The organism is Butyrivibrio sp. XPD2002 (assembly GCF_000423945.1).
GTDB lineage: Bacteria > Bacillota > Clostridia > Lachnospirales > Lachnospiraceae > Butyrivibrio.
The window spans coordinates 22638-44606 of the sequence record NZ_AUIY01000011.1 but is presented as its reverse complement, the minus strand read 5'-3'; the positions used below and the strand labels follow the sequence as shown (position 1 = coordinate 44606).

At 42.1% G+C, this 21969-nt stretch carries 20 protein-coding genes; all 20 read left to right on the top strand.

The genetic code is table 11. The annotated features are described in order from the left end of the window. The 20 genes from G587_RS0106475 (at position 1) to G587_RS0106380 (ending at position 21969) form a co-directional block, all read left to right on the top strand. Positions 1-1173 (top strand): SGNH/GDSL hydrolase family protein, encoded by a 1173-nt coding sequence (locus G587_RS0106475; RefSeq protein WP_026491562.1) that lies wholly within the window; start codon positions 1-3, stop codon positions 1171-1173. 311 nt (positions 1174-1484) lie between these two features. After that, a complete protein-coding gene (locus tag G587_RS0106470; protein WP_196812526.1) occupies positions 1485-2699 on the top strand; it encodes an MBOAT family O-acyltransferase in 1215 nt (404 codons plus the stop codon). A gap of 11 nt (positions 2700-2710) precedes the next feature. Next, complete coding sequence (locus tag G587_RS0106465; protein WP_026491560.1) at positions 2711-4216, top strand: hypothetical protein; 1506 nt, start codon at positions 2711-2713, stop codon at positions 4214-4216. Between the two features lie 21 nt (positions 4217-4237). Continuing rightward, positions 4238-4864, top strand: a complete 627-nt coding sequence (gene udk, locus G587_RS0106460) for a uridine kinase (protein ID WP_026491559.1) — start codon at positions 4238-4240, stop codon at positions 4862-4864. A 2-nt stretch (positions 4865-4866) separates the two neighbouring features. Beyond that, the gene (locus G587_RS0106455) at positions 4867-6045 is read left to right on the top strand and encodes a DUF6077 domain-containing protein (protein WP_026491558.1); all 1179 of its coding nucleotides are present in this window, start codon (positions 4867-4869) and stop codon (positions 6043-6045) included. A 22-nt stretch (positions 6046-6067) separates the two neighbouring features. Beyond that, the gene (locus G587_RS0106450) at positions 6068-6829 is read left to right on the top strand and encodes a hypothetical protein (protein ID WP_026491557.1); all 762 of its coding nucleotides are present in this window, start codon (positions 6068-6070) and stop codon (positions 6827-6829) included. Positions 6830-6962: 133 nt separating this feature from the next. Next, the gene (locus G587_RS21680) at positions 6963-8342 is read left to right on the top strand and encodes an MBOAT family O-acyltransferase (protein ID WP_196812525.1); all 1380 of its coding nucleotides are present in this window, start codon (positions 6963-6965) and stop codon (positions 8340-8342) included. 14 nt (positions 8343-8356) lie between these two features. Continuing rightward, entirely contained in the window at positions 8357-9442 is a 1086-nt protein-coding gene (locus tag G587_RS0106440; protein ID WP_035785999.1) for a hypothetical protein, read from the top strand. A 12-nt stretch (positions 9443-9454) separates the two neighbouring features. Further along, positions 9455-10432, top strand: a complete 978-nt coding sequence (locus G587_RS0106435; RefSeq protein WP_026491554.1) for an SGNH/GDSL hydrolase family protein — start codon at positions 9455-9457, stop codon at positions 10430-10432. A gap of 2 nt (positions 10433-10434) precedes the next feature. Then, positions 10435-10821, top strand: a complete 387-nt coding sequence (locus tag G587_RS0106430) for an EamA family transporter (protein ID WP_026664294.1) — start codon at positions 10435-10437, stop codon at positions 10819-10821. Further along, positions 10818-11156, top strand: coding sequence for a multidrug ABC transporter (locus tag G587_RS0106425; RefSeq protein WP_026491552.1), 339 nt, complete (start codon positions 10818-10820; stop codon positions 11154-11156). The genes G587_RS0106430 and G587_RS0106425 overlap by 4 nt, the downstream gene beginning before the upstream one ends. A gap of 87 nt (positions 11157-11243) precedes the next feature. Continuing rightward, on the top strand, positions 11244-12332 hold the full coding sequence (gene rfbB / locus G587_RS0106420; protein ID WP_026491551.1) for a dTDP-glucose 4,6-dehydratase: 1089 nt from the start codon (positions 11244-11246) through the stop codon (positions 12330-12332). Positions 12333-12444: 112 nt separating this feature from the next. Then, positions 12445-13371, top strand: coding sequence for a glycosyltransferase family 2 protein (locus G587_RS0106415; RefSeq protein ID WP_026491550.1), 927 nt, complete (start codon positions 12445-12447; stop codon positions 13369-13371). A 118-nt stretch (positions 13372-13489) separates the two neighbouring features. Continuing rightward, the gene (gene rfbA / locus G587_RS0106410; RefSeq protein ID WP_026491549.1) at positions 13490-14359 is read left to right on the top strand and encodes a glucose-1-phosphate thymidylyltransferase RfbA; all 870 of its coding nucleotides are present in this window, start codon (positions 13490-13492) and stop codon (positions 14357-14359) included. After that, on the top strand, positions 14349-14768 hold the full coding sequence (locus G587_RS0106405; RefSeq protein WP_026491548.1) for a hypothetical protein: 420 nt from the start codon (positions 14349-14351) through the stop codon (positions 14766-14768). Before rfbA ends, G587_RS0106405 begins: the two co-directional genes overlap by 11 nt. Positions 14769-14788: 20 nt before the next feature. Then, the gene (rfbC, locus tag G587_RS0106400; protein WP_026491547.1) at positions 14789-15355 is read left to right on the top strand and encodes a dTDP-4-dehydrorhamnose 3,5-epimerase; all 567 of its coding nucleotides are present in this window, start codon (positions 14789-14791) and stop codon (positions 15353-15355) included. Continuing rightward, a complete protein-coding gene (locus G587_RS0106395; RefSeq protein WP_026491546.1) occupies positions 15355-16380 on the top strand; it encodes an ABC transporter permease in 1026 nt (341 codons plus the stop codon). The genes rfbC and G587_RS0106395 overlap by 1 nt, the downstream gene beginning before the upstream one ends. A gap of 27 nt (positions 16381-16407) precedes the next feature. Further along, positions 16408-17742, top strand: a complete 1335-nt coding sequence (locus G587_RS0106390) for an ABC transporter ATP-binding protein (RefSeq protein WP_026491545.1) — start codon at positions 16408-16410, stop codon at positions 17740-17742. 3 nt (positions 17743-17745) lie between these two features. Beyond that, positions 17746-19872: a class I SAM-dependent methyltransferase gene (locus tag G587_RS25030; protein WP_081673338.1), complete on the top strand. Its 2127-nt coding sequence runs from the start codon at positions 17746-17748 to the stop codon at positions 19870-19872. A 12-nt stretch (positions 19873-19884) separates the two neighbouring features. Continuing rightward, entirely contained in the window at positions 19885-21969 is a 2085-nt protein-coding gene (locus tag G587_RS0106380; RefSeq protein ID WP_026491544.1) for a glycosyltransferase family 2 protein, read from the top strand.

The following is a 21969-nucleotide window of genomic DNA, read 5'->3' as shown; positions in this document are numbered from 1 at the left end:
ATGAAAAAAAGATTTGCTACAAGTATTTTAGCTATAGTAATGGCAGCTACAGTTTTTGGATGCGGAGATCCTTCAAAGCTCACATCCAAAAAGAATGACACTACAGTTAGTCAGGAGCAGGAAAGCGTTGCTGATTCCAGTAATGCGGCAAGCGCAGCAGATGCTGCTTCTTCTGAAGAAATCACTCAGGAACAGAATGCTGAGAGCCAGAGCGGTGATAGCGCAGTAACTGATGGTTCAGCAAGTACAGAAGGTGTTTCGGTTACAGAGGAAGAGATCGTTGAGCCTGAGATTCCTACTGAAGAGGTTCAGCAGCCTGTTGAGACTACAGAGGTAGAAGAGACCAAGGAAGATGAAGAGGATAAATACTATGATATAGTCTTCATCGGAGACAGTCAGTTTGATAATGCAAGAGGAACAGGTTCTGATATTCCTGCATATACCTGCTCACTTCTTGGTAAAAAGGTGAAATTTTACAACCTTGCGATCGGTGGAACAGCAGCTTCACTTGGAAGGGAGATGTCCACAGATTTAGAGACCTTTGATGATTCAAGCTTCATTGGAATCTGCTATGCGCTTGCAGGAAAGATCAAAACAGATTTCCTTGACCAGTATCCTGCCGGAGCAGAGCTTAAGAAGGTAAAGCCCAAGAATGTGGATCTTTATATCATAGAGTATGGCGCTAATGACTATATTAACGGAAAAGATCTTTATAATTCCTCAGCAGGTCTTGACCCTCACACCTATAGCGGAGCACTTACAGCAGGTATAGGCGAGTTAAAGGCTATAAGCCCAGATGCAGAGTATATTCTCTGCGGCCCTTCATATTGCATGTGGTACAACGGTGAGGGCACATTTATCGGTGACAGCTTTTCTGTAAGTAAGGGCATCGGACCTCTTACAGAATATGCCAATACTGCCAGCAATCTTGCAAACTCAATGGGAATCACATACTTTGATTCAATGTATGCTTCTCAGTTTGATTTAAAGATCGAGACAGCAGAGGATTACCTTGTTGACGGTCTGCATTACAATGAAAAGGGAAGACAGATCTACGCAGCGGTTCTTGCACACACTATTCAGAAGCTTAGAGGCAAGGATGACAGCGAGATGCCTTATCTTGAAATTAACAGCTTTGACTTCTGGGCATATAAAGATAGCCTGAAAAAATAATGATATTTTAAGAAGTGTCGGTTTATAAAGCCGACACTTCTTTTATTTACATAATTTTGGTATACTGTTATGTAATTTAGGCGGAATTATATCCGCACATTTTTATACTATGAGGTCGAACAATGCAGTTGATTTCTTTCGAGTTTTTAATCTTTTTGCCGGCTATGGCGCTCATCTATTTTTTGATTCCCGCTAAGTTTCGACATATCTGGCTTTTTTTGATTAGCTGGGGATTTTATCTTTCACTGGATTTACGAGGATTTCCGATTCTTTTATTTACATCGCTTTCTGTATACTTTGGCGCAAGGATCATGGAAAAGTTTGAAGATGCAAAGCGGAAGGCTGTTCTTGCTGTTGTGATCATTTCAAACCTGATAATACTTGGTCTTTCCAAATATAGTGGCCTGACCTTCCTCTCAGCTGTGGGAATGTCATTCTTCATGTTCATGGCCATAGGCTATATGGTTGATGTTTACAGGGGAGACCTTTATGCAGAGAAGAATTTCTTTATTCTGGCGCTGTTTATTTCCTTTTTCCCTCAGATTACATCAGGTCCCATAGAGCGTGCAGGACACATGCTCAGACAGTTCAGGGAGCCTCACGACTTTTCATATGAGAGAATGAGAGACGGCCTGCTTCAGATGATGTGGGGCTATTTCATGAAAATGGTGATAGCAGACAGATGCGCTATTATCGTTGGAACAATATATGGTGATCCTGTTAAATATGCAGGAACGGCCACACTTATTGCTTCAATTCTCTATACCTTTGAAATTTACTGTGACTTTGGCGGATACAGTAATATTGCCATTGGATGTGCCAAGGTTCTGGGCTTTGATCTTATGAAGAACTTTAATGCTCCTTATCTTTCGGCCAACGTGCAGGAATTCTGGAGAAGATGGCATATCTCCCTCTCATCATGGTTTAAAGATTACGTATATATTCCTCTTGGGGGAAACAGGAAGGGTAAAACAAGAAAATATATCAACATTTTGATAGTGTTTATATTGAGTGGAATCTGGCATGGCGCTAATTATACCTTTGCAATATGGGGACTTCTTCACGGAGTTTACCAGGTTGCAGGTCATATGCTTGCACCGGCAAGAGAGAAGCTTTGTGAAGTATTCAAGGTACAAAAGAACAGCTTTTCACACAGGCTTATAAAGATTATCATCACCTTCATGCTGGTAAATATTGCATGGATATTCTTCAGGGTTCAGGATATCAAGGCTGCTGTGTACATGGTTCTTAATATCTGGAAGCCTGCACCGTGGTTTATTTCAAAGGGCACAATTTATGAGCTTGGCCTGGACAGACCTAACGTGCTTCTACTTATGGCATCCATTGGGCTTCTTATAGGTGTGGATATAGCCAATAAATATGGAATTAGCATAGCAGAGAAGATCAAAAACCAGGGCATATGGCTCAGGTGGCTTATATATATTGCAGCTGTGGTTCTTATCGTAACCTGTGGAATATGGGGACCCGGATATGATGCTGCCGGCTTTATTTATCAGAACTTTTAAGGAATTACGTCATGAAGAGAAAACTGATTCTTATTATAAAAACATTTATATTTCTTGTGCTGCTTGCAGGCGTACTTGTAACGGTAATGCTTGTGACTGAGCGCAAGACCAGTTACATGAAAAACAAGGACTTCTTTGAAGAAGCAAAACAAGACCATCTTGATGTACTTTTCATCGGATCGTCGCATGTTATAAACGGTATAAATCCGCTGGATCTTTATGAGGAATATGGAATAACATCCTACAATCTTGGAGGTCACGGAAGCCTGCTAAAGGAGAGCTACTGGCAGCTAATAAGAGCGCTTGATTACTGCAAGCCCGATTATGTGGTTGTTGACTGCTTTATGATGGACAGAAACTATGAGTACATTGATGAGATGTACGAGGAGACTCCCGAGGAGTTCAGACAGGCAGCCATAAGTCAGCTCCACCTCAATATGGACGCATATCCGCTTAGTAAGCTCAAAATGGCAGCAGTTAAGGATCTTGTACATGATCCGGAGATACAGAAGCAGTATCTGTTTGATTTTATCGTTTATCACAACAGATGGAATGAACTGGAGCAGAAGGATTTCCAGAAGCTTACAGGAAAATCCGAGTACAACATGCTCATGGGTGCTGAGATGAAGCACGAGCTTGAGGATGATATTACCTACGACTATGAATATGATAATGAGGCAAGACTTCCGGAGCACACTGTGTGCGAGGAGTACCTTATGAAGATCATAGATGAGTGCCAGAGAGACGGCATAGGAATTGTTTTAACTTTCCTTCCCTTTGCTGGAGAGCCTCAGGATTTTCAGTCCGCCAATTCAGCAGCAGACATAGCGGAGGCCTATGGAGTGCCTTATATCAACATGCTTCAGATGGGAGACATAATCGATCCCAAGGTTGATCTTAGTGACCCCGGTCATCTGTCAACTACAGGAGCTAAGAAGGTTACTGATTATATCGGGGCATGGCTTTCTGAGAATGCCGATCTTCCTGATCACAGAGGAGATGCAGAGTATTCAAAGTGGGATCAGCTCCTTGCGGATTATAATGACGAGCTTAAGGATAAGTCAGTAAGATACAGACAGCTTTCCACACAGCTCAACATGCTTTCGCTTAACAAGGCCAGTGCTATCCTGTATCTTACAGAGGATTCACCTGCATTACAGGATCCGTGGTTTAGACATATTGTTTCAAATTTGTCGGGAACGGATAAAATAGAACAGGCTGCCAATAATCATCAGCAGTATTTCCTGCTTGTAGACAGGGCTTCAGGCAATATTTATGAGGCTGTGGACTATGAGCCAATCGAAAATATGACCACCTCAATGGGAGAAATGACATATATTCCTATTGAGAAAAGATTCCGTTTGTTGTATCTTACATCAGATGAGAACAATAATTTCTTATATGATGATGATCATTTAAGTGAGGATGTTCAACTTATAACTTATGATAATGAAAGCGGTGAAGTGCTCTCTCATATATACTGTGAGTCTTCTCACAACTATGAGATAGAGGAATGATCCGTGAAAGAGAGAGGTTTTATGAATAAAATTTGTATCGTAGGAATAGCTGGAGGTTCTGCTTCCGGAAAGACCACCATCGTAAACAGAATCAGAGAACAGTTTGGTGATGATATCGTGGTAATAAGCCATGACTCATACTATAAGGCTCACAACGATCTTTCTTATGATGAGAGATCAAGACTTAACTACGATCATCCGTCATCTTTTGATACAGAGCTTCTGATTCGTGATGTAATGAGGCTGAAAAATGGTGAGGAAGTTGATATCCCGGTTTATGATTACGCTATTCACAACAGATCCGAGCAGACCGTACATGTAATTCCCAAGCCGGTTATACTTCTTGAGGGTATTCTTATTCTTGAAAATAAGCAGTTAAGAGATCTTATGGATGTAAAGGTATTCGTTGACACTGATGCAGACGAGAGACTTATGCGCCGTATCAGAAGAGATACCATAGAGCGTGCAAGAAGCGTGGCTTCAGTTCTGACTCAGTATTCAGAAACAGTTAAGCCTATGCATGAGCAGTTTGTAGAGCCCAGTAAAAAGTACGCAGATCTTATTATTCCCAGAGGTGGAGAGAACCTCACAGGTATCAATATCTTTACAGAGCACTTGAAGGCAATGTTGCGCGAGGAGGTCAACTGAGTATGGTGGTATTATCCGCTCTTGCTCTAATATTATGGCTTTTTATAGTTCCGATGGGGATGGGACTTTTAATTCAGAAAATATTGCCCACCACCAAAAAGACCATCGGGATAAATTTTTTATGCGGATATCTTTTGTCCTTTGCTGTATTCGAGGTCATCGCCATCTGGTGCATGATCAGGATACAATATGGGGCTTTTCATAAGTGCACCATCGTGTTTGCAAGTATAGAGGGTATTCTTGCGATAGCAGGCTATGCCTCTAAGATTTGGGAAATCCAGAGAGAATATGATAAAAACAGCAATCTGTTCTATCTGTTTTTTCCGGGAGATGAGAGATCAAAGCCCGAAGCCCTCATGAGTCCAAGGACTGACGTGAGGGTTATGAAATTTCAGTACACAAGAGAAAGCTTGTTGTATTGGGGGATATTTTTCCTAATAGTACTTTTCCAGCTGTATAAGGCAGTGACAATGGCACCCTTTGATGGAGACGATTCCTACTACGTTGTGGAATCACTTCTGGCTCAGCAGGCGGATGTTATGAACACCATTCTTCCCTATACAGGAAGCTCCACCGCGCTTGATATCAGACATGCCATGGCGGTATTTCCTCTTTGGATAGCCTTTATAGCTAAAATGAGTGGAATTCATGCGACTATAGTATCTCATACTATTATGCCGCTTCTCATAATTCCCATGGTTTATCTGATCTATCTTGAGATGGGACGCATCCTGCTCGGTGTCAGACAGGACATGATTCCTGTATATATGATCTTTATCTCGGTGTTTACAATGTTTGGAAATACTTCAATCTATACACCTGAGACATTCCTCATGATGAGAACCTGGCAGGGAAAGGCCATGGTTGCGAACTTTGTCATTCCTTTTGTTATCTGGCTCTTTTTGTGGATGTTTGACGACTGCAGAAAGCCCGGATTTTTGTGGAAGGAAGAGACAGCGGGAGGACTTAGAATTGTAAGAAACAGCACCTGGCTGCTACTGTTTTTCCTTAACATGGCAGCAGGAATAATGAGCTCCATGGGAATCATATTTGGAACAGCTCTGGCAGGACTTTTTTCATTTTTGCTTCTCATTTACACCAGAGACTTTAGGATTATTCCCAAAGCTTTGCTGTCAGTAATTCCGACGGGAGTATATCTGCTAATTTATACTTCTCTTTAAAAATATCCAGGGGAGACATTTTATGTACGGAATTTTTATGGAGTGCTGGGATATCTTTAAACAATACGGTGGTAACGGGTATCTTCTGGCACTTTTTGTTGCATCACTGATCTATCTTCTGATCGCTGAAAAGGATAATAGGAAAAGACTTGTTATAGCCGTTGCTCCGCTTATGGTGCTTGTGGGATTTTTTATTCCGCTCACCAGAAAGGTGTACGTGAGGGTTTTGAGCGATGGCGGGGACACCTACTACAGACTTATGTGGCTGATTCCCATCGGGGCATGTATAGCGTATGCCGGCTGCAAGCTTTTCATGAATCATAAACGCATTGGACTTGTTGCTGTCAGTGCGGCGATTATTCTGTGCGGAAGTCTTGTTTATAAAAATGAGAATATGTTCAAGGCAGAAAATGCCTATCATATTCCGCAGCTTGTTGTGAAAATATGTGATGTGATAAGACCTGAGGAGACAGAACCCAGGGTCAGAGCGGTTTTCCCATCAGAGCTTTTACAGTATGTAAGACAGTATGATACAAATATTCTCATGCCCTATGGCCGTGATATTATTCACTGGAACTATTACAATGCGGTTCATGAGGCCTTTGAAAACACTGAGGTCATAAATGCCGAGGAGCTTCTTGAGGCAACAAGGCAGGCGCAATGCAGATATATAGTTATGCATGAGAGTAAGAAAATAGATGTACCCCTTGAGGAAATGGGACTTACACTTGTTGATAATGTTGAGGGCTATAACATTTACGAGGATGCGGAGTACGTTCAGTAATGAGCGCCCGTGGTAGCAGGTAAATATGACATTTAATTCATATTCTTTTATCTTCATATTTTTGCCGGTGTTTTTGGCCGGAGTATGGGTGATTCAGAGCTTTTATCCTGAGAATGGTTTTAAGGAGAAGCTTATGAAAATTTGGCTGATAGCGATGTCAGCCTTTTTTTTCGTGGGGTACGGACAGTTTAGCGTGCTGATTTTCGGCAGCAGTATACTTGGTAACTTCCTGTTTTCATTCAGAATTTCCAGGAGACTTAAAAAATGCAACGGAAATACAGATGACTGGCTCATAAGACTCTATAAGATTTCTGCAATTATCTTAAATGTTATCCTTCTTTGTTTCTTTAAATACTTTGGAACAGGAGTTATGCCTGTAGCCATAAGCTTTTATACCTTCTCACAGATAATGTATGTGGCTGACCTGGGAAAAGAGGATAGCTTTGATGCATTGGATTACCTTAGCTATATCACCTTCTTCCCCAAAATCCTTCAGGGACCTATCGCGGACCATAAGAGCATAAAGGAGGGGCTTGAAAAGTTACCTTCCGGAAGAATTAATTCGGATGATATATCAGCAGGAATAATGCTCTTTACGCTGGGACTTTTCAAAAAGGTAATCCTGGCGCAGGTCCTTGGTGAGGCTGTGGATTTTGGCTACGCGGGCCTCGCAGGGATGACAGCGCTGGATGCAGTTATTCTTGCGGTTTCTTATTCCTTTCAGCTTTACTTTGATTTTAGCGGCTATTGTGATATGGCGGAGGGAATATGCAGAATGCTTGGAATGGAGCTTCAGATGAACTTCGATGCTCCCTATACCTCCGGGAATATCGCAGAATTCTGGGACAGATGGCATATTTCGCTTACTAAGTTTTTTACAAGATATATCTATATCCCCCTTGGCGGAAGCAGGAAGGGAGTAGTCAGAACCTATTTAAATATTCTGATAGTGTTCTTTATAAGCGGTATCTGGCACGGAACAGGGCTGACCTTTATTGTATGGGGAATGATGCACGGTGTTCTGATGGTCCTTACAAGAATATGTGGAAAAGAGAAAGGCAGTGGAAGGAAAAATCCTTTGAAGGTGCTCCTTACCTTTATGTATGTGACGGCTGCGTGGGTGTTCTTCAGAGCACCTTCACTTTCAGATGCCATGACTCTTCTTTGCAAAATAGTTAACCCTGATGCCTGGAGCGGGCTCCATATATCCATTAAATTTGCTGAATGCTTCATGGTGGATGAGATATGGTATGTCTTTAAGGTTACGCCCATTCCTAACTGGAACAAGAGTAATTACATCTGCATGTGGATAATTCTCTGTGTGTCTGCGCTTTTAGTGTTCTGGGGCAAAACCGCGAAGAAGATTGCTGCAGGAAGCGCGAATGTAATAACCTCTGAAGATGATAAAAACAAGATGAAAAAGTGGGCAGTATCCGTAGCGTACGGTATACTGTTTGTCTGGTGCGTGCTTAGTCTTGGCGGAGTAAGTACCTTCCTTTATGTGAATTTTTAATTTGGTGATCATATATGAGCTTAAAAAGCAAAGGTGGAAAAAACTTCATAAGACGTTTTATATGTGTGGTGCTGTTGATTTTAATAATGGTTTCGGCTCTTGTTATTTATATAGATCCGTTTTTCCATTATCATGCACCTCTCCCGGGATTTCCGTATATTGTTGATAACCAGCTCTCTCAGAATCCCGGGATGGCAGAGCGGATGGATTATGACAGCTGTATCATAGGGTCATCCATGACAGTTAATTTTCATACAGATGATTTTAATGAGCTTATGGGGCTAAATACGCTTAAGCTTTCCTATAGCGGTGCTTATCCGAGGGATGATTACAATATTCTCAGCATTGTATTTGATGAGAAGACTCCTGCCAGGAAGAATAATAAGGTTAAGGCGGTTTTCCTGGGGCTGGATATTCCTACTCTCACAGCAGAGGTGGATGAGATCAAGTATGAGCTTCCCATGTACCTCTACGATAAGAATCCGATAAATGATGTTAAGTACCTGTGGAATAAGGATGTTTTGCTTGAATATATTTTGAAGCCGATCATCCAGAAGAAGGGAACGAACTTATCGGAGGTCTATGCCAGCTGGTGGACAGAGGATTACTACAATATCCAATATGTAATGCATGGCTATGAGGCTCCTGAGCCTGTGAGTGAGGAGATGGATCCGGAACTTTTACTTCCAAAGACGAAGGAGAATATCGATGTGAATATTCTTCCCTTCATAAGAGATAATCCGGATACTGATTTTTATATCTTTTTCCCGCCCTATAGCATTCTTTACTGGAATAATGTGCTTACGGAAAACCATATGGAAGCCACAATGAATCAGTACAAATTTGCGGCAAATGAGCTTTTGCAGTATGATAATGTGCATCTGTTCTATTTTCAGAATATGGAAGAAGTAGTGACAGACTTAAACAATTATGCGGATTATACGCACTATAATCCAAGGATCAACCGATATATGACTGAATGCTTCGCAGATGGAACGCATGAGGTTAAGAATATCGAGGAATTTGAAAATGAGCTTAATGAAATGAGACGCATTGTGGAGGAGTTTGATTTCGAGGCGCTCTTTTCGGAGGAGTATTAAAGAGAGGTTTTTATGGCGGATTTCAGATCAGATAAGAGAAGGAAAAAAGAGAACAGTGAAGGCGGAATATCCGGATGGGTCCACCTTGTTGTACTGGGACTGATAGTCGCACTTATTGCTTTTGGAGCGATCAAGCTGGTTAAGTGGAACAAGGGAAGAGAGCTGGAGCAGGTTGAGGTAGATGCTTCCGAGTATGAGGTTGAGCGTCTCGATCAGATCTTTTTACTTCCTTCTGAAAAAAGGGAAGGCCACGAGGATGATGGCAAGGAGACAATCCTTGTGCTCGGTAATGATGCGATTACCTATGACATGTCAGAGGACGGTGTCTGTGCTCAGATAGCTGATAAGACAGGTGCTGAGGTTATAAATGCCGGTTTTTCAGGCAGTACCATGGCTCTTGCAAGCCCTGAGGGCGAGGGAGATTACTATGATGGCCTCAGCTTTTACAGTATTGCCAAGGGACTTACGGAGGGTAATGTACAGAGCATCGTCGACTCCACATGGGGACTTGGTGATAATACCATGCAGGAACAAGCCGAGAAGCTTGCCACTCTGGATATGAATACTGTGGATACGCTTGTAATCTACTACGATGCAACTGATTATATAAAGCTTCGCCCCGGAATGAATCCCGGTAATCCGATGGATCCCATGACATATATGGGCGCCCTTGATTCAGGAATAAAAATGATTCAGGAAAAATATCCTTTTATCAGAATCGTCTGCATGTCCTTTACCTTCTGCTATGCCTATGACTCAGACGGAGTTCTGAAAAATGGCGACAGAGTAGACTTTGGTAACGGTAAGCTTACAACATATCTTCAGCATATGATAGATACCTGCGGTGAGACCGGTGTTTCCTTTGTGGATAACTACTATGGAACAATTGATGAGGGTAACAGTGCGGATTATCTTCTAGATAACATTCATGTAAACAAGGATGCCAATAAGGTTATCGCCACTCATTTTGCAGAGGTGATCTACGGATAATTATGAAAAAGAACGGACTTACTGCAATTCTGGTACTTCAGGGAGCTGTACTGATATATTCACTTACTACTGTTATCAGTAAGCTTGTATCGAATTACAGAATTTTATCAAAAGAATTTATACTGCTTTATCTGTTGGATTTTGCGGTGCTTGGAATTTATGCCGTTATGTGGCAGCAGCTTTTAAAGCGCTTCGAGCTTTCAATAGCCTATGCCAATAAGGCGATGACCCTTCTGTGGTCACTTCTTTGGAGTGTATGGCTATTTCATGAAAAGGTGACTGTGCCTAAGATAGTAGGCGTGGCACTGGTTATAGCAGGAACTATTATTCTTAACAGACCTTCGGAAGAAGCTGATGCTAGCGAAGAGATGAAGGGAGGAGCAAAATGATTCCTTTCATAATACTTGCGCTGTTTGGGCAGCTCCTTGCATCTGTTTCCCAGATACTACTTAAGAAAAGCTCAGGGAAGGAATACCCTAATTTTATAAGGCAGTACCTTAACGTCCTTGTTATAGGTGGCTATGGACTTCTGGTCATTTCCATGCTTGTGGCAATTATCTGCTACGGACACATGCCATATATGTATGTGGTGATCATTGAGCCCGTGGGATACATACTTGTTATGTTTCTTAGCAGATTTGTGTTTAAGGAAAAGATCACGAAATCCAAGCTTGCAGGAATGGTGCTGATTTTAAGCGGAATTCTGATTTTTTACCTGATGTAACATCATGATTTAAAGGATTTGCATTTATTTCTTTAAACAGTTAGAATACATTAGAGATTTTTCATCGTATATAATTACGGAGGGTTTATGAGAACATATCTTGTAACAGGCGGTGCCGGATTTATCGGTTCCAATTACATTCATTACATGTTTAAAAAGTATGACAATGAGATTCGCATTATCAATGTGGATGTCCTTACCTATGCAGGTAACCTTGAGAACCTCAAGGACGTAGAGGGCAGAGATAACTATACATTTGTTAAGGCTAATATCTGCGACAGAGAGGCTATTAACAAGATTTTTGAGGAGAACGACATCGACCGCGTTGTACATTTCGCGGCTGAGAGCCATGTTGACAGATCAATCGTTAATCCCGAGATTTTCGTTGAGACTAACGTTCTTGGTACAGCTACAATGCTGAATGCAGCTAAGAAGGCATGGGAGCTTCCCGATGGCTCATATAAGGAAGGTAAGAAATTCCTTCATGTAAGTACAGATGAGGTTTATGGTTCACTTCCTGAGGATCCTGACGCATATTTTTATGAGACAACACCTTACGATCCCCACAGCCCGTACTCAGCTAGTAAGGCAAGCTCAGACATGCTTGTTAAGGCTTATATGGATACATATAAGTTCCCTGCAAATATTACTAACTGCTCCAATAATTACGGACCGTTCCAGTTCCCGGAGAAGCTTATACCTCTTATGATCCACAATGCACTTGAGGGCAAGGCACTTCCCGTTTACGGTGATGGTAAAAACGTTCGTGACTGGCTCTATGTTGAGGATCACGCTAAGGCGATCGACATGGTTCAGGAAAAGGGCAGACTTTTTGAGACCTATAACATCGGCGGACACAATGAGAAGCAGAACATTGAGATCGTTCAGACAATCATCGACGTGCTTCGTGAGTCCCTTGATGATTCTGATCCCAGAAAAGAGAAGCTTACTTATGACCTTATAACTTATGTTGAGGATAGAAAGGGACATGATCGTCGTTATGCTATCGCTCCTGATAAGATTAAGGCTGAGATTGGATGGGAGCCTGAGACAATGTTCAAGGAAGGCATCAGAAAGACAATCAAGTGGTTCTTTGCTCATGAGGACTGGATGGAGCATGTGACAAGCGGAGACTATCAGAAGTACTACGATGACATGTACAGCAGTAAGTTTTGATAATTTAATTGGTTAGGCAGTAATATAGATATAACAGGAGAGCTTTGGTAAGGCTATTTTACCGGGCTCTCTATTGTTGCGTTATAGAGCCCTCACCGGGCATGGAGAAAAAATGAGTAAAATATCAATAGTTGTTCCGGTGTATTACAATTCAGATACACTCGAGATGCTCTACGAGGATATGAAGGAAAAAATTCTCGGGAAGCTTGGAGATTATGAGATAGTTTTTGTTGATGATGGATCAGGGGATAACTCCTGGGAGATCATGAACAAAATAGCTGCGAAGGATAAGAATGTGGTCTGCACAAGACTCTCAAGAAACTTTGGTGAGCATGCTGCGATCCTTGCAGGTCTTTCTGTGTGCACCGGTGACTGTGCAGTTACCAAGCAGGCAGATCTTCAGGAGGATTCCACACTTATTCTGGATCTCTACGAGAAATGGAAGGAAGGCAATAAGGTTGTTCTTGCGATAAGAGCTGACAGAGACGAGGGTGCTGTAAAGAAGTTCTTTGCAGGTATGTACTACTGGCTTGTAAGAAAGACTATAAATAAAGATATGCCCCAGGGTGGCTGTGACTGCTACCTTCTGGACAGACAGGCTATAAAGGTTATACAGCTTATGGATGAAAAAAATTCATCCCTTACACTTCAGGTTATGTGGATTGGCTTTAAGTCAGCCAGGGTTTATTTCCACAGAAAGGACAGGACAGTAGGTAAATCCCGCTGGACCTTTGCCAAAAAGTATAAGCTTGTGGTGGATTCCATGATGAGCTTTTCCTACTTCCCCATCAGGGCTATAAGCATGATAGGTACTCTTGTAGCGTTGGCTGCCTTTGCGGGAATAATTGGCGCAATATACGAGAAGCTTACTGTAGGAACTCCGATAGCCGGATATGCATCACTTATGTGCGTAGTCCTCTTTGCAACGGGACTTATTATGTTGACTTTGGGAATCCTTGGTGAATATGTGTGGCGCGCGCTTGACGCATCCAGATCCCGTCCGCCATTCATCATAGATGAAGTTCGTAAAAGCGAGTAAGAATTTAAGCACAAACAAATGATAGATAACGCCGTTTATGTTATAGTATAAGATGGTGTAAGTTTATCAATGATATAGATAAATTGAATTAATATTGTTGATTTTGGAGGTATTATCCATGAAGGGAATTATACTTGCCGGAGGTTCCGGAACAAGACTTTATCCGCTTACAAGAGCGATTTCAAAACAGATCATGCCTGTATATGACAAGCCTATGATCTATTATCCTCTTTCAACCCTGATGCTTGCAGGGATCAGAGAGGTACTTATAATCTCTACCCCCAGAGATCTTCCTATATTCGAGGATCTTTTCGGAACCGGTGAGCAGCTTGGAATGTCATTTTCATATGCAATCCAGGAGGAGCCCAGAGGACTTGCTGATGCATTTATTATCGGTGCTGACTTTATCGGTAATGACAGCGTGGCACTTGTTCTTGGTGACAATATCTTCTATGGTCAGAGCTTTAGTAAGCTCCTTAAGGAGGTTGCTTCCAGAGATAAGGGTGCAACAATCTTTGGATACTATGTTCGTGATCCCAGAGAGTACGGTGTTGTAGAGTTTGACGAAAATGGTAAGGCTATTTCCATCGAGGAGAAGCCTGAGCATCCCAAGAGCAATTATGCGGTTCCCGGATTATATTTCTACGACAACGATGTTATTGATATAGCTAAAAACGTAAAGCCCTCAGCCAGAGGCGAGATCGAGATAACAAGTGTTAATAATGAGTATCTTCGCAGAGGTGAGCTCCGTGTTGAGACCATGGGCCGAGGCTTTGCATGGCTTGATACAGGAAATCATGATTCTCTTCTTGATGCTGCTGATTTCGTCTGCGCATTCCAGAAGAGACAGGGACTTTATGTTTCATGTATTGAGGAGATTGCTTACAAGAGAGGATTTATCAGCAAGGAGCAGCTTCTTAAGCTTGCTGAGCCTCTTATGAAGACCGACTACGGCAAATATCTTGTTGAGGTAGCAAATGGACTCTAAGACATTCAGATTGTCTATATTGGCTGTAATTACCACTATGGTTCTTATTGCAGTGGTAGTTTATGCTGCAAACAGAGATAAGATTAATTCCATGATAGGCAGTGGAAAGGCTCCTGAGACCGAGGTTGCTGTTTCCGAGGGTGATACTATGGAAACAGCCTATGGAGAGCAGATCGGAGATAATCTCAAGGGATTTCTTACCGCCAGTGATTTTTTTGATAAGAGCGAGCAGAGACCGTCAGTTGTCGTGGTAGTGGATAATGTTCCGGTACCTGCAAATGCGGATGAGCCTGTAGAAAAGAACAGGCCTACTGAAGGTGGCATATCTTCAGGTAATGCTGAGCTCGTACCTGATGAGCACGGAATGCTTCATGAAGCTCCGGGCGTATTAGAAGGAAATGCTAATTGATTTTGGAGGAATAAATTAAAATGGGTCAGTTAAATGTTGAGACATGCGAGATTGAAGGACTTAAGGTAATAACACCTCAGGTCTTTGGAGATGAGAGAGGCTATTTCATGGAGACCTACTCAAAGAGAGATTTTGAGAAGATAGGTATCGACATGGAATTTGTTCAGGATAATCAGTCCGCATCCAAAAAGGGAGTATTAAGAGGACTTCATTTCCAGAAAAACTTCCCTCAGGATAAGCTTGTAAGAGCTATCAAGGGCGAGGTTTTTGATGTTGCAGTAGATCTTCGCGAGGGCTCAGCTACTTTCGGTAAGTGGTTCGGCGTTGTCCTTTCAGCAGAGAATAAGAAGCAGTTTTTCATTCCTAAGGGATTTGCACATGGCTTCCTTGTCCTTTCCGATTATGCTGAATTTGCTTATAAGTGTACTGATTTTTATCATCCAGATGATGAAGGCGGAATCCTCTTTAAGGATCCCGAGATCGGTGTTGAATGGCCTTATGAGAACGAGGCAGATCTTACTCTTTCAGAGAAGGATACAAAGTGGGGAACACTTTCTGATTATAAAAAGGATCGTGGAGTTAAGTAATGGCTAAAGGAAAAGCTGAGAAACTGCCAATCATAAGTGAGCTTCCCAAGCAGGTTGGACTTGGCATATTCTATGCTCTTGCACTTGTTCTTATGCTGATAATCGTTCTGCATTCCAATCCTCTTGCAGACCAGCATACAGAGATGCTGAAGAAGATATGCGCATGTATACTCATCGTAATGTCGATGATACTGTTTACTGCCTGGTATGATAAGCTCATGGTTCTTCCGGTGGAGCTTTTTAATTCAAGAAAGCTCATCAAAAGATTGGCGATAAACGATTTTAAAAAGAGATATGCCGGCTCTTATATGGGCGTTGTGTGGGCACTGGCTCAGCCAGTGGTCACTGTTTTGATGTATTGGTTTGTTTTTAGTGTGTTTTTACCTCAGAAGGGTCAGCTTGCCGGTGGCGGTACGGAAGTTCCTTTTGTCCTGTTTTTGACAACAGGTCTTGTGCCCTGGTTTTTCTTTACTGAAGCATGGATGAATGGTACTACTTCTCTTCTTGAGTACAATTATCTTGTTAAAAAGGTGCTCTTTAAGATAAGCATCCTTCCGTTGATAAAGATTATTGCAGCACTTTTTATTCATGTATTTTTTGCAGGAGTAATGCTTATAGTAGCCTGCATGTATGGTTATTATCCGACAATTTATTCTATTCAGATTTTCTATTATGCTATTTGTGAGTTTATTCTGGTATTATCACTAAGCTATACAACCTGCGCAGTTGTGGTGTTTTTCAGAGATCTTACCCAGATTCTTGCTATCGTTCTTCAGGTAGGGCAGTGGGCTACTCCTGTATTGTGGAATATAAATGCTGAGAGATTTGATAAGTATAAGTGGATTATTAAGCTTAATCCAATGACCTATATTGTTGAAGGCTACAGGAATGCTGTTTATGGCGATGAGTGGTTCTTTGAGCATTTCTATTCAAGTACTTATTTCTGGATAGTGGTTGTAGCTTTGTTCTGCATAGGCTCTGTAATTTTCAAAAAGACAAAACCGCAATTTGCAGATGTACTTTGATAATTTCTGGCACGGAAAGACTACTTTATGGATAAAGATATAGCGATTCAGGTCTCTGATCTGACTAAAATGTATAAACTTTATAACAAGAATTCCGACAGGTTAAAGGATGCCCTTGGTCTCCTTAAGGGAAATGGCTACACAGAGCACCTTGCACTAAACCACGTCAATCTCACTATTAAAAAAGGTGAGACCATTGGAATTATCGGAACTAACGGTTCAGGAAAATCAACAATTCTTAAGATTATTACCGGTGTATTGTCACCGACCTCCGGATCTGTTGAGGTTGATGGACATATTTCAGCACTTCTTGAGCTGGGTGCCGGCTTTAATATGGAGTACAATGGAATTGATAACATTTTCTTAAATGGTATGATGATCGGCTTCTCAGAGGAAGAGATCAAAGCCAGAATGGATTCAATCCTTGAATTTGCTGATATAGGAGACTATGTTTATCAGCCTGTTAAGACCTATTCAAGCGGTATGTTTGTGCGACTGGCCTTTGCGGTTGCAATAAACATTGATCCTGAGATACTTATTGTAGACGAGGCGCTTTCAGTAGGAGACGTATTCTTCCAGGCTAAGTGCTATCACAAGTTTGAGGAGTTTAAGAAGCAGGGTAAGACGATACTTTTCGTATCCCACGATCTTTCTACGATAAGCAGATACTGTGACAGGGCAGTTCTTCTCAATCAGGGTGTTATCCTTGGCGAGGGAACTCCTAAGAAGATGATCGACATCTATAAACAGGTTCTTGTCGGTCAGTACCCGCTTCCGGAGAATGACTTTAAGTCGTTGCTTGAGGATGAGGATATCAGAGAGGCTGCCGGTAAGAAGGCAGATGGTAATAAAGAAGCCACAGCTGAGAAAAAAGAGCAGGAGGCTGCAAACACCACTGAGAATTCGGATCTTCTTGAATATGGTAATAATGCGGCGAAGATTACGGAATTCTATGCCACAGATTCCAAGGGACTTAAGACTAATTCGGTTATTAAGGGAACAGAGTTCACTATTCACATGAAGGTGAAGTTCCTTAAAGATATAAATGCTCCGATTTTTGCTTTTACAATTAAAAATGTAATGGGAATAGAGATTACAGGAACCAATTCGATGGTTGAAAAAGCGTTCCTGGAGCCTGTACATGCGGGGGATGAGAAGGATATTACATTCACGCAGAGGATGCTTTTGCAGGGAGGCGAATATCTTGTTTCCTTTGGTGTAACAGGATTTGAACAGGACGACTTTGTTGTATATCACCGTCTTTATGATGCACTGAATATTACGGTGGTTTCTGATAAGAACACCGTTGGATATGTCGATATGGAATCGACAGTTAACGTAAGTGATGCTAAAAAGGATTAAGACATGCAGGAAGAAGTATTTATTGGGAATGTAAAACTGAATTTCAAGCACTATGCAGGACTTGACCTGTACAGTGATGGTCCTGTTGAGCAGGAAATATTCGACATTGTTAGAAAGCATAAGAAGGAAGAGTATCCTGAGATTATCGAGAAGAAGGCAAGCTGGCCGATTCTTTATCATCTTTCAGAGCTCAGAAGTAACATTGTCGAGTGGATACCCATGACCGGCAAGGAGAAGGTTCTTGAGGTTGGTGCCGGCTGCGGTGCTATTACAGGTATGCTCTCTGAAAAGGCAGGCGAGGTAATTGCCTGTGATCTTTCAAGACGCAGAAGTGAGATAAATGCCACAAGAAATTCAGATTGTGACAATGTAACCATTCATGTTGGTAATTTCAGGGATATCGAGCCTGATCTTCCGACTGATTTTGATTTCATTTTCCTTATTGGTGTATTTGAGTATGGACAGGGATATATCGGAACAGAGAATCCCTATGAGAATTTCCTTATCATGCTTAAGAAGCACCTGAAGAAGGACGGACGAATCGTTATCGCCATTGAGAACAGGATCGGACTTAAATACTTCGCCGGTGCTGCTGAAGATCATCTTGGTGGTTATTTTGATGGAATAGAGGGCTATTCCAAGGATTCAGTTGCAAGAACCTTCACAAGAAGCGGTCTTATCAGGATATTTAAGAAGTGTGGTATGAATGATTATCATTTTTACTACCCTTATCCTGACTACAAGCTTATGACTGCGCTTCACTCAGATAAATATCTTCCGGCATACGGAGAGTTGCAGGATAATGTACGTAATTACGACAGAGACAGACTTCTTCTTTTTAATGAGAAAAGGGCATACGAATGTCTTATAAACGATGGAATGTATGCAGATTTTGCCAATTCCTTTGAGGTCATTATTGGACCTGGGTTTGACACTGTTTACTGCAAATATTCAAACGACCGCGCGGATGAGTTCAAGATAAGAACAGATATCGTGGTCGATAAGCTTGGAAGAAAGCTGATCAAGAAGTATCCTCTTACCGAGGCTGCTGAGGATCACATTTTCAGTATGCAGGACGCTTACTACGCACTGCGCGAGAGATACAGAGGCGGAGATCTTGAGGTCAATGATTGTCAGCTTGATGAGAAATCAAGATGTGCGATGTTCTCATTTGTAAATGGTATACCGCTTACAGCTCTTTTTGATGCGTGCCTTGAATCTGATGATATGGATTCCTTCAACGCTCTTTTCAGAGAGTACATGCGAAGGATGGGATACAGACCGGATTATCCTGTGACGGATTATGATCTTATTTTCCCTAATATTCTGGTTAATGGTCCTATATGGACAATCATTGATTACGAGTGGACCTACGGAAAATGCATACCGCCGAAGGAGATAGCGTTCAGAGCTCTTTACAGCTACATGCTGGAGGACAGAAGCAGAGACAAGCTTGACGTCAAAGCACTCTATGAGCAGATCGGTATCTCAGATGATGATATCAAGTCACTTCTCAGTGAGGAAGCTGACTTCCAGAAGTACGTTACAGGTAGAAGAAAATCCTTCGTCGAGCTCTGGAAGATGATAGGAAGAACGGCAATTGTTCCTAAGGAGCTTGCCGGCTCAACCGAGACTGCAAGAAGCGCTGAAGAGATTCAGATATATGTTGATGAGGGCGATGGATACAGTGAAGATGATTCCATTTTCCCTGATGATACATACGATGATCATAATATGGTTACTTTGGATGTAGAGTGCAATGACAGCGTGCAGAATATCCGTATTGATCCTGCATTTGCTACATGTATAGTAACTATCAAGCAGGTAATCTGGAATGATGTGTCCGTAGAGGATGGTGAGACTTATATTTCAATACACCCCAACGGATCCTGGATTTCAGAGGATAGTATTGTATTCGGTACAGACGATCCCAATATTGAATTTGGTTTCGCTGATGACAGAATAGAGAAAAAGCGCGAAAATCATCTTAAAATAACAATGATGACAACGCTTATTCCGAAAGAAACTGCCACAACACTTGAGGATTCACTCAGAGTAGGGCAGGAAGAGACTACGGAGGAGAAGGGAGAGTTCCTTCGCAAGATAAAGAGGAAACTGCTTCCCGGCTAAGGGCAGTGAAAAATGTTAAAAGAAGTCGCTAAGAATATTCTTATTAACAACAGAAAAAGGGGCTACCAGAAAAAGGTTAAGGAATGTAAGAATGCCTATAATATCTGGGAGCACAGACAGGAAAAGCACCCCATAATGGTATCAGGCGGGGCTGCTTCCAAAGTCACGGGGAGACTTCAGCTTTACACAGAGGTTGTATCCTACACCAAGGTGTGGATGGATGCGGATCCTACTGCTACAGCTGAGAAGATCCTGATTTTTGTGAGCCCTAAGGGAAGACTTGCCGGACATGCGGTCGAGAATATCAAAAGATATTTTGAAGCTCATCCGGAGATAAATGTCGTTTACGGTGATGAGGATGAGATGATCGGCAGAGGAAAGTACGGACATCCGTATTTTAAGCCTGACTGGTCACCGGATACTTATCTGAATGCTTTTTATATTGGCAGCGTATTTGCATGCAGGGCTAATACCTACGAGGCAGCAGCTGCTGAATACGATAATGCTCTCAAGATGCTGGGGGGAACTACAGGAGTTAAGAAGAATTCCCCTGAGGCTGTTGGCCGTGAAGCAAGCATGCTCTCAGCTGACGTTTTGTTCTGTATGCTCGCAATCGAGGAGAGAGCCTTTGCAAAAAGAGCGGATATGGAGTTTCCTATTGGACATATAGGTGAGATCCTGTTCCACAGAGATCCTGAGACAGATGTGTTTTATGGAAGAGGTTTTCATAATTCAAGACATATGCTTATGAAGCCTGCGACCCTTAGCATAATCATCCCTACCAAGGATCATCCGGATATCCTTTTCCAGTGCCTAAAATCTATAGTTAATACTACTCACGAAAAGAATATAAAATATGAGATTGTTGTTGTGGATAACGGCAGCAGTGCTTATAACAGAGTAAGATATGGCTCTTATATAAATCAGATAGATAAGACAGGCGGACTTACCAATATATCTTATCTGTACAAGGTGGAAGAGTTCAATTTTTCACACATGTGTAACCGTGGTGCTACTCGTTCGGGCGGTGAGTATCTGCTGTTTTTAAATGACGATATAGAAGCTACGCAGGATGGCTGGCTCAGAGAGATGCTCTCACAGGCGCAGCTCAGGCACGTTGGTGTGGTTGGCGCTAAGCTCCTTTACCCGGATTCTGACCTTATACAGCATGCTGGAATCACTAACGTGAGACTTGGCCCTGTGCACAAGCTTCAGAGAATGCATGACCAGAAGTCACATTATTTTGGATATAACAGAGGAATACATAATCTCATAGGCGCTACAGGTGCATGCCTGATGCTCAGCCGCGAGAAATTTAATGAGGTTGGCGGCTTCCCTGAGGAGCTTCCGGTTGCATTTAATGATGTTGACCTGTGTTACAGCGTGTATCAGAAGGGCTATTACAATGTCTGCTGTAACCATATCAGCCTTTATCATCACGAATCACTCAGCAGAGGACTTGATACTCTTGATATGAAGAAGATGGAGCGCCTTGCCAGTGAGTACGAGGTTTTGATGAAGAGACATCCGGGATTCTATAACAAGGATCCTTTCTATAGTAAGTACCTTACAGATGATGAGACCATAAGTGCTATCATTCCCTGTGAAGACTTCACTCCGGTGCTTGATATTCCTTATCACAGCATTAAGGTACATGAGGACGGCTTTGCTGAAGCAAGGGAAGATGCATGTCTTAGAATCGGTGTCGAGTATGCGGGTACCATGGAAAACTGGATGTATGGCGTCCGTGACGGAGATGTGGTTGATGGCTACTTTGTAAAGGGCTACAGCTTTGTTATAGGTTCAGACAATGCATTTTTTGAGAGACGACTGGTCCTTCGACAGGTTGAACGCTCAGATGATGGATCAAGACCCGCTTCTTCGGTGGTATACAGTATGCCGGTTTATACATGGTACAGACCGGACATAAAGTTAAGGCTTCAGGACCAGATAGATGTTGACCTTACCGGATATAAGGTAAGGATTGCTGCAGGGAAGCTGGCACCCGGATATTATCAGGTGGGAATGGCGGCGCTCGATCAGACGGGCAGCCTCAAACTGATAAACTGGGTAGCAAATTTACTTAAGGTGAAATAA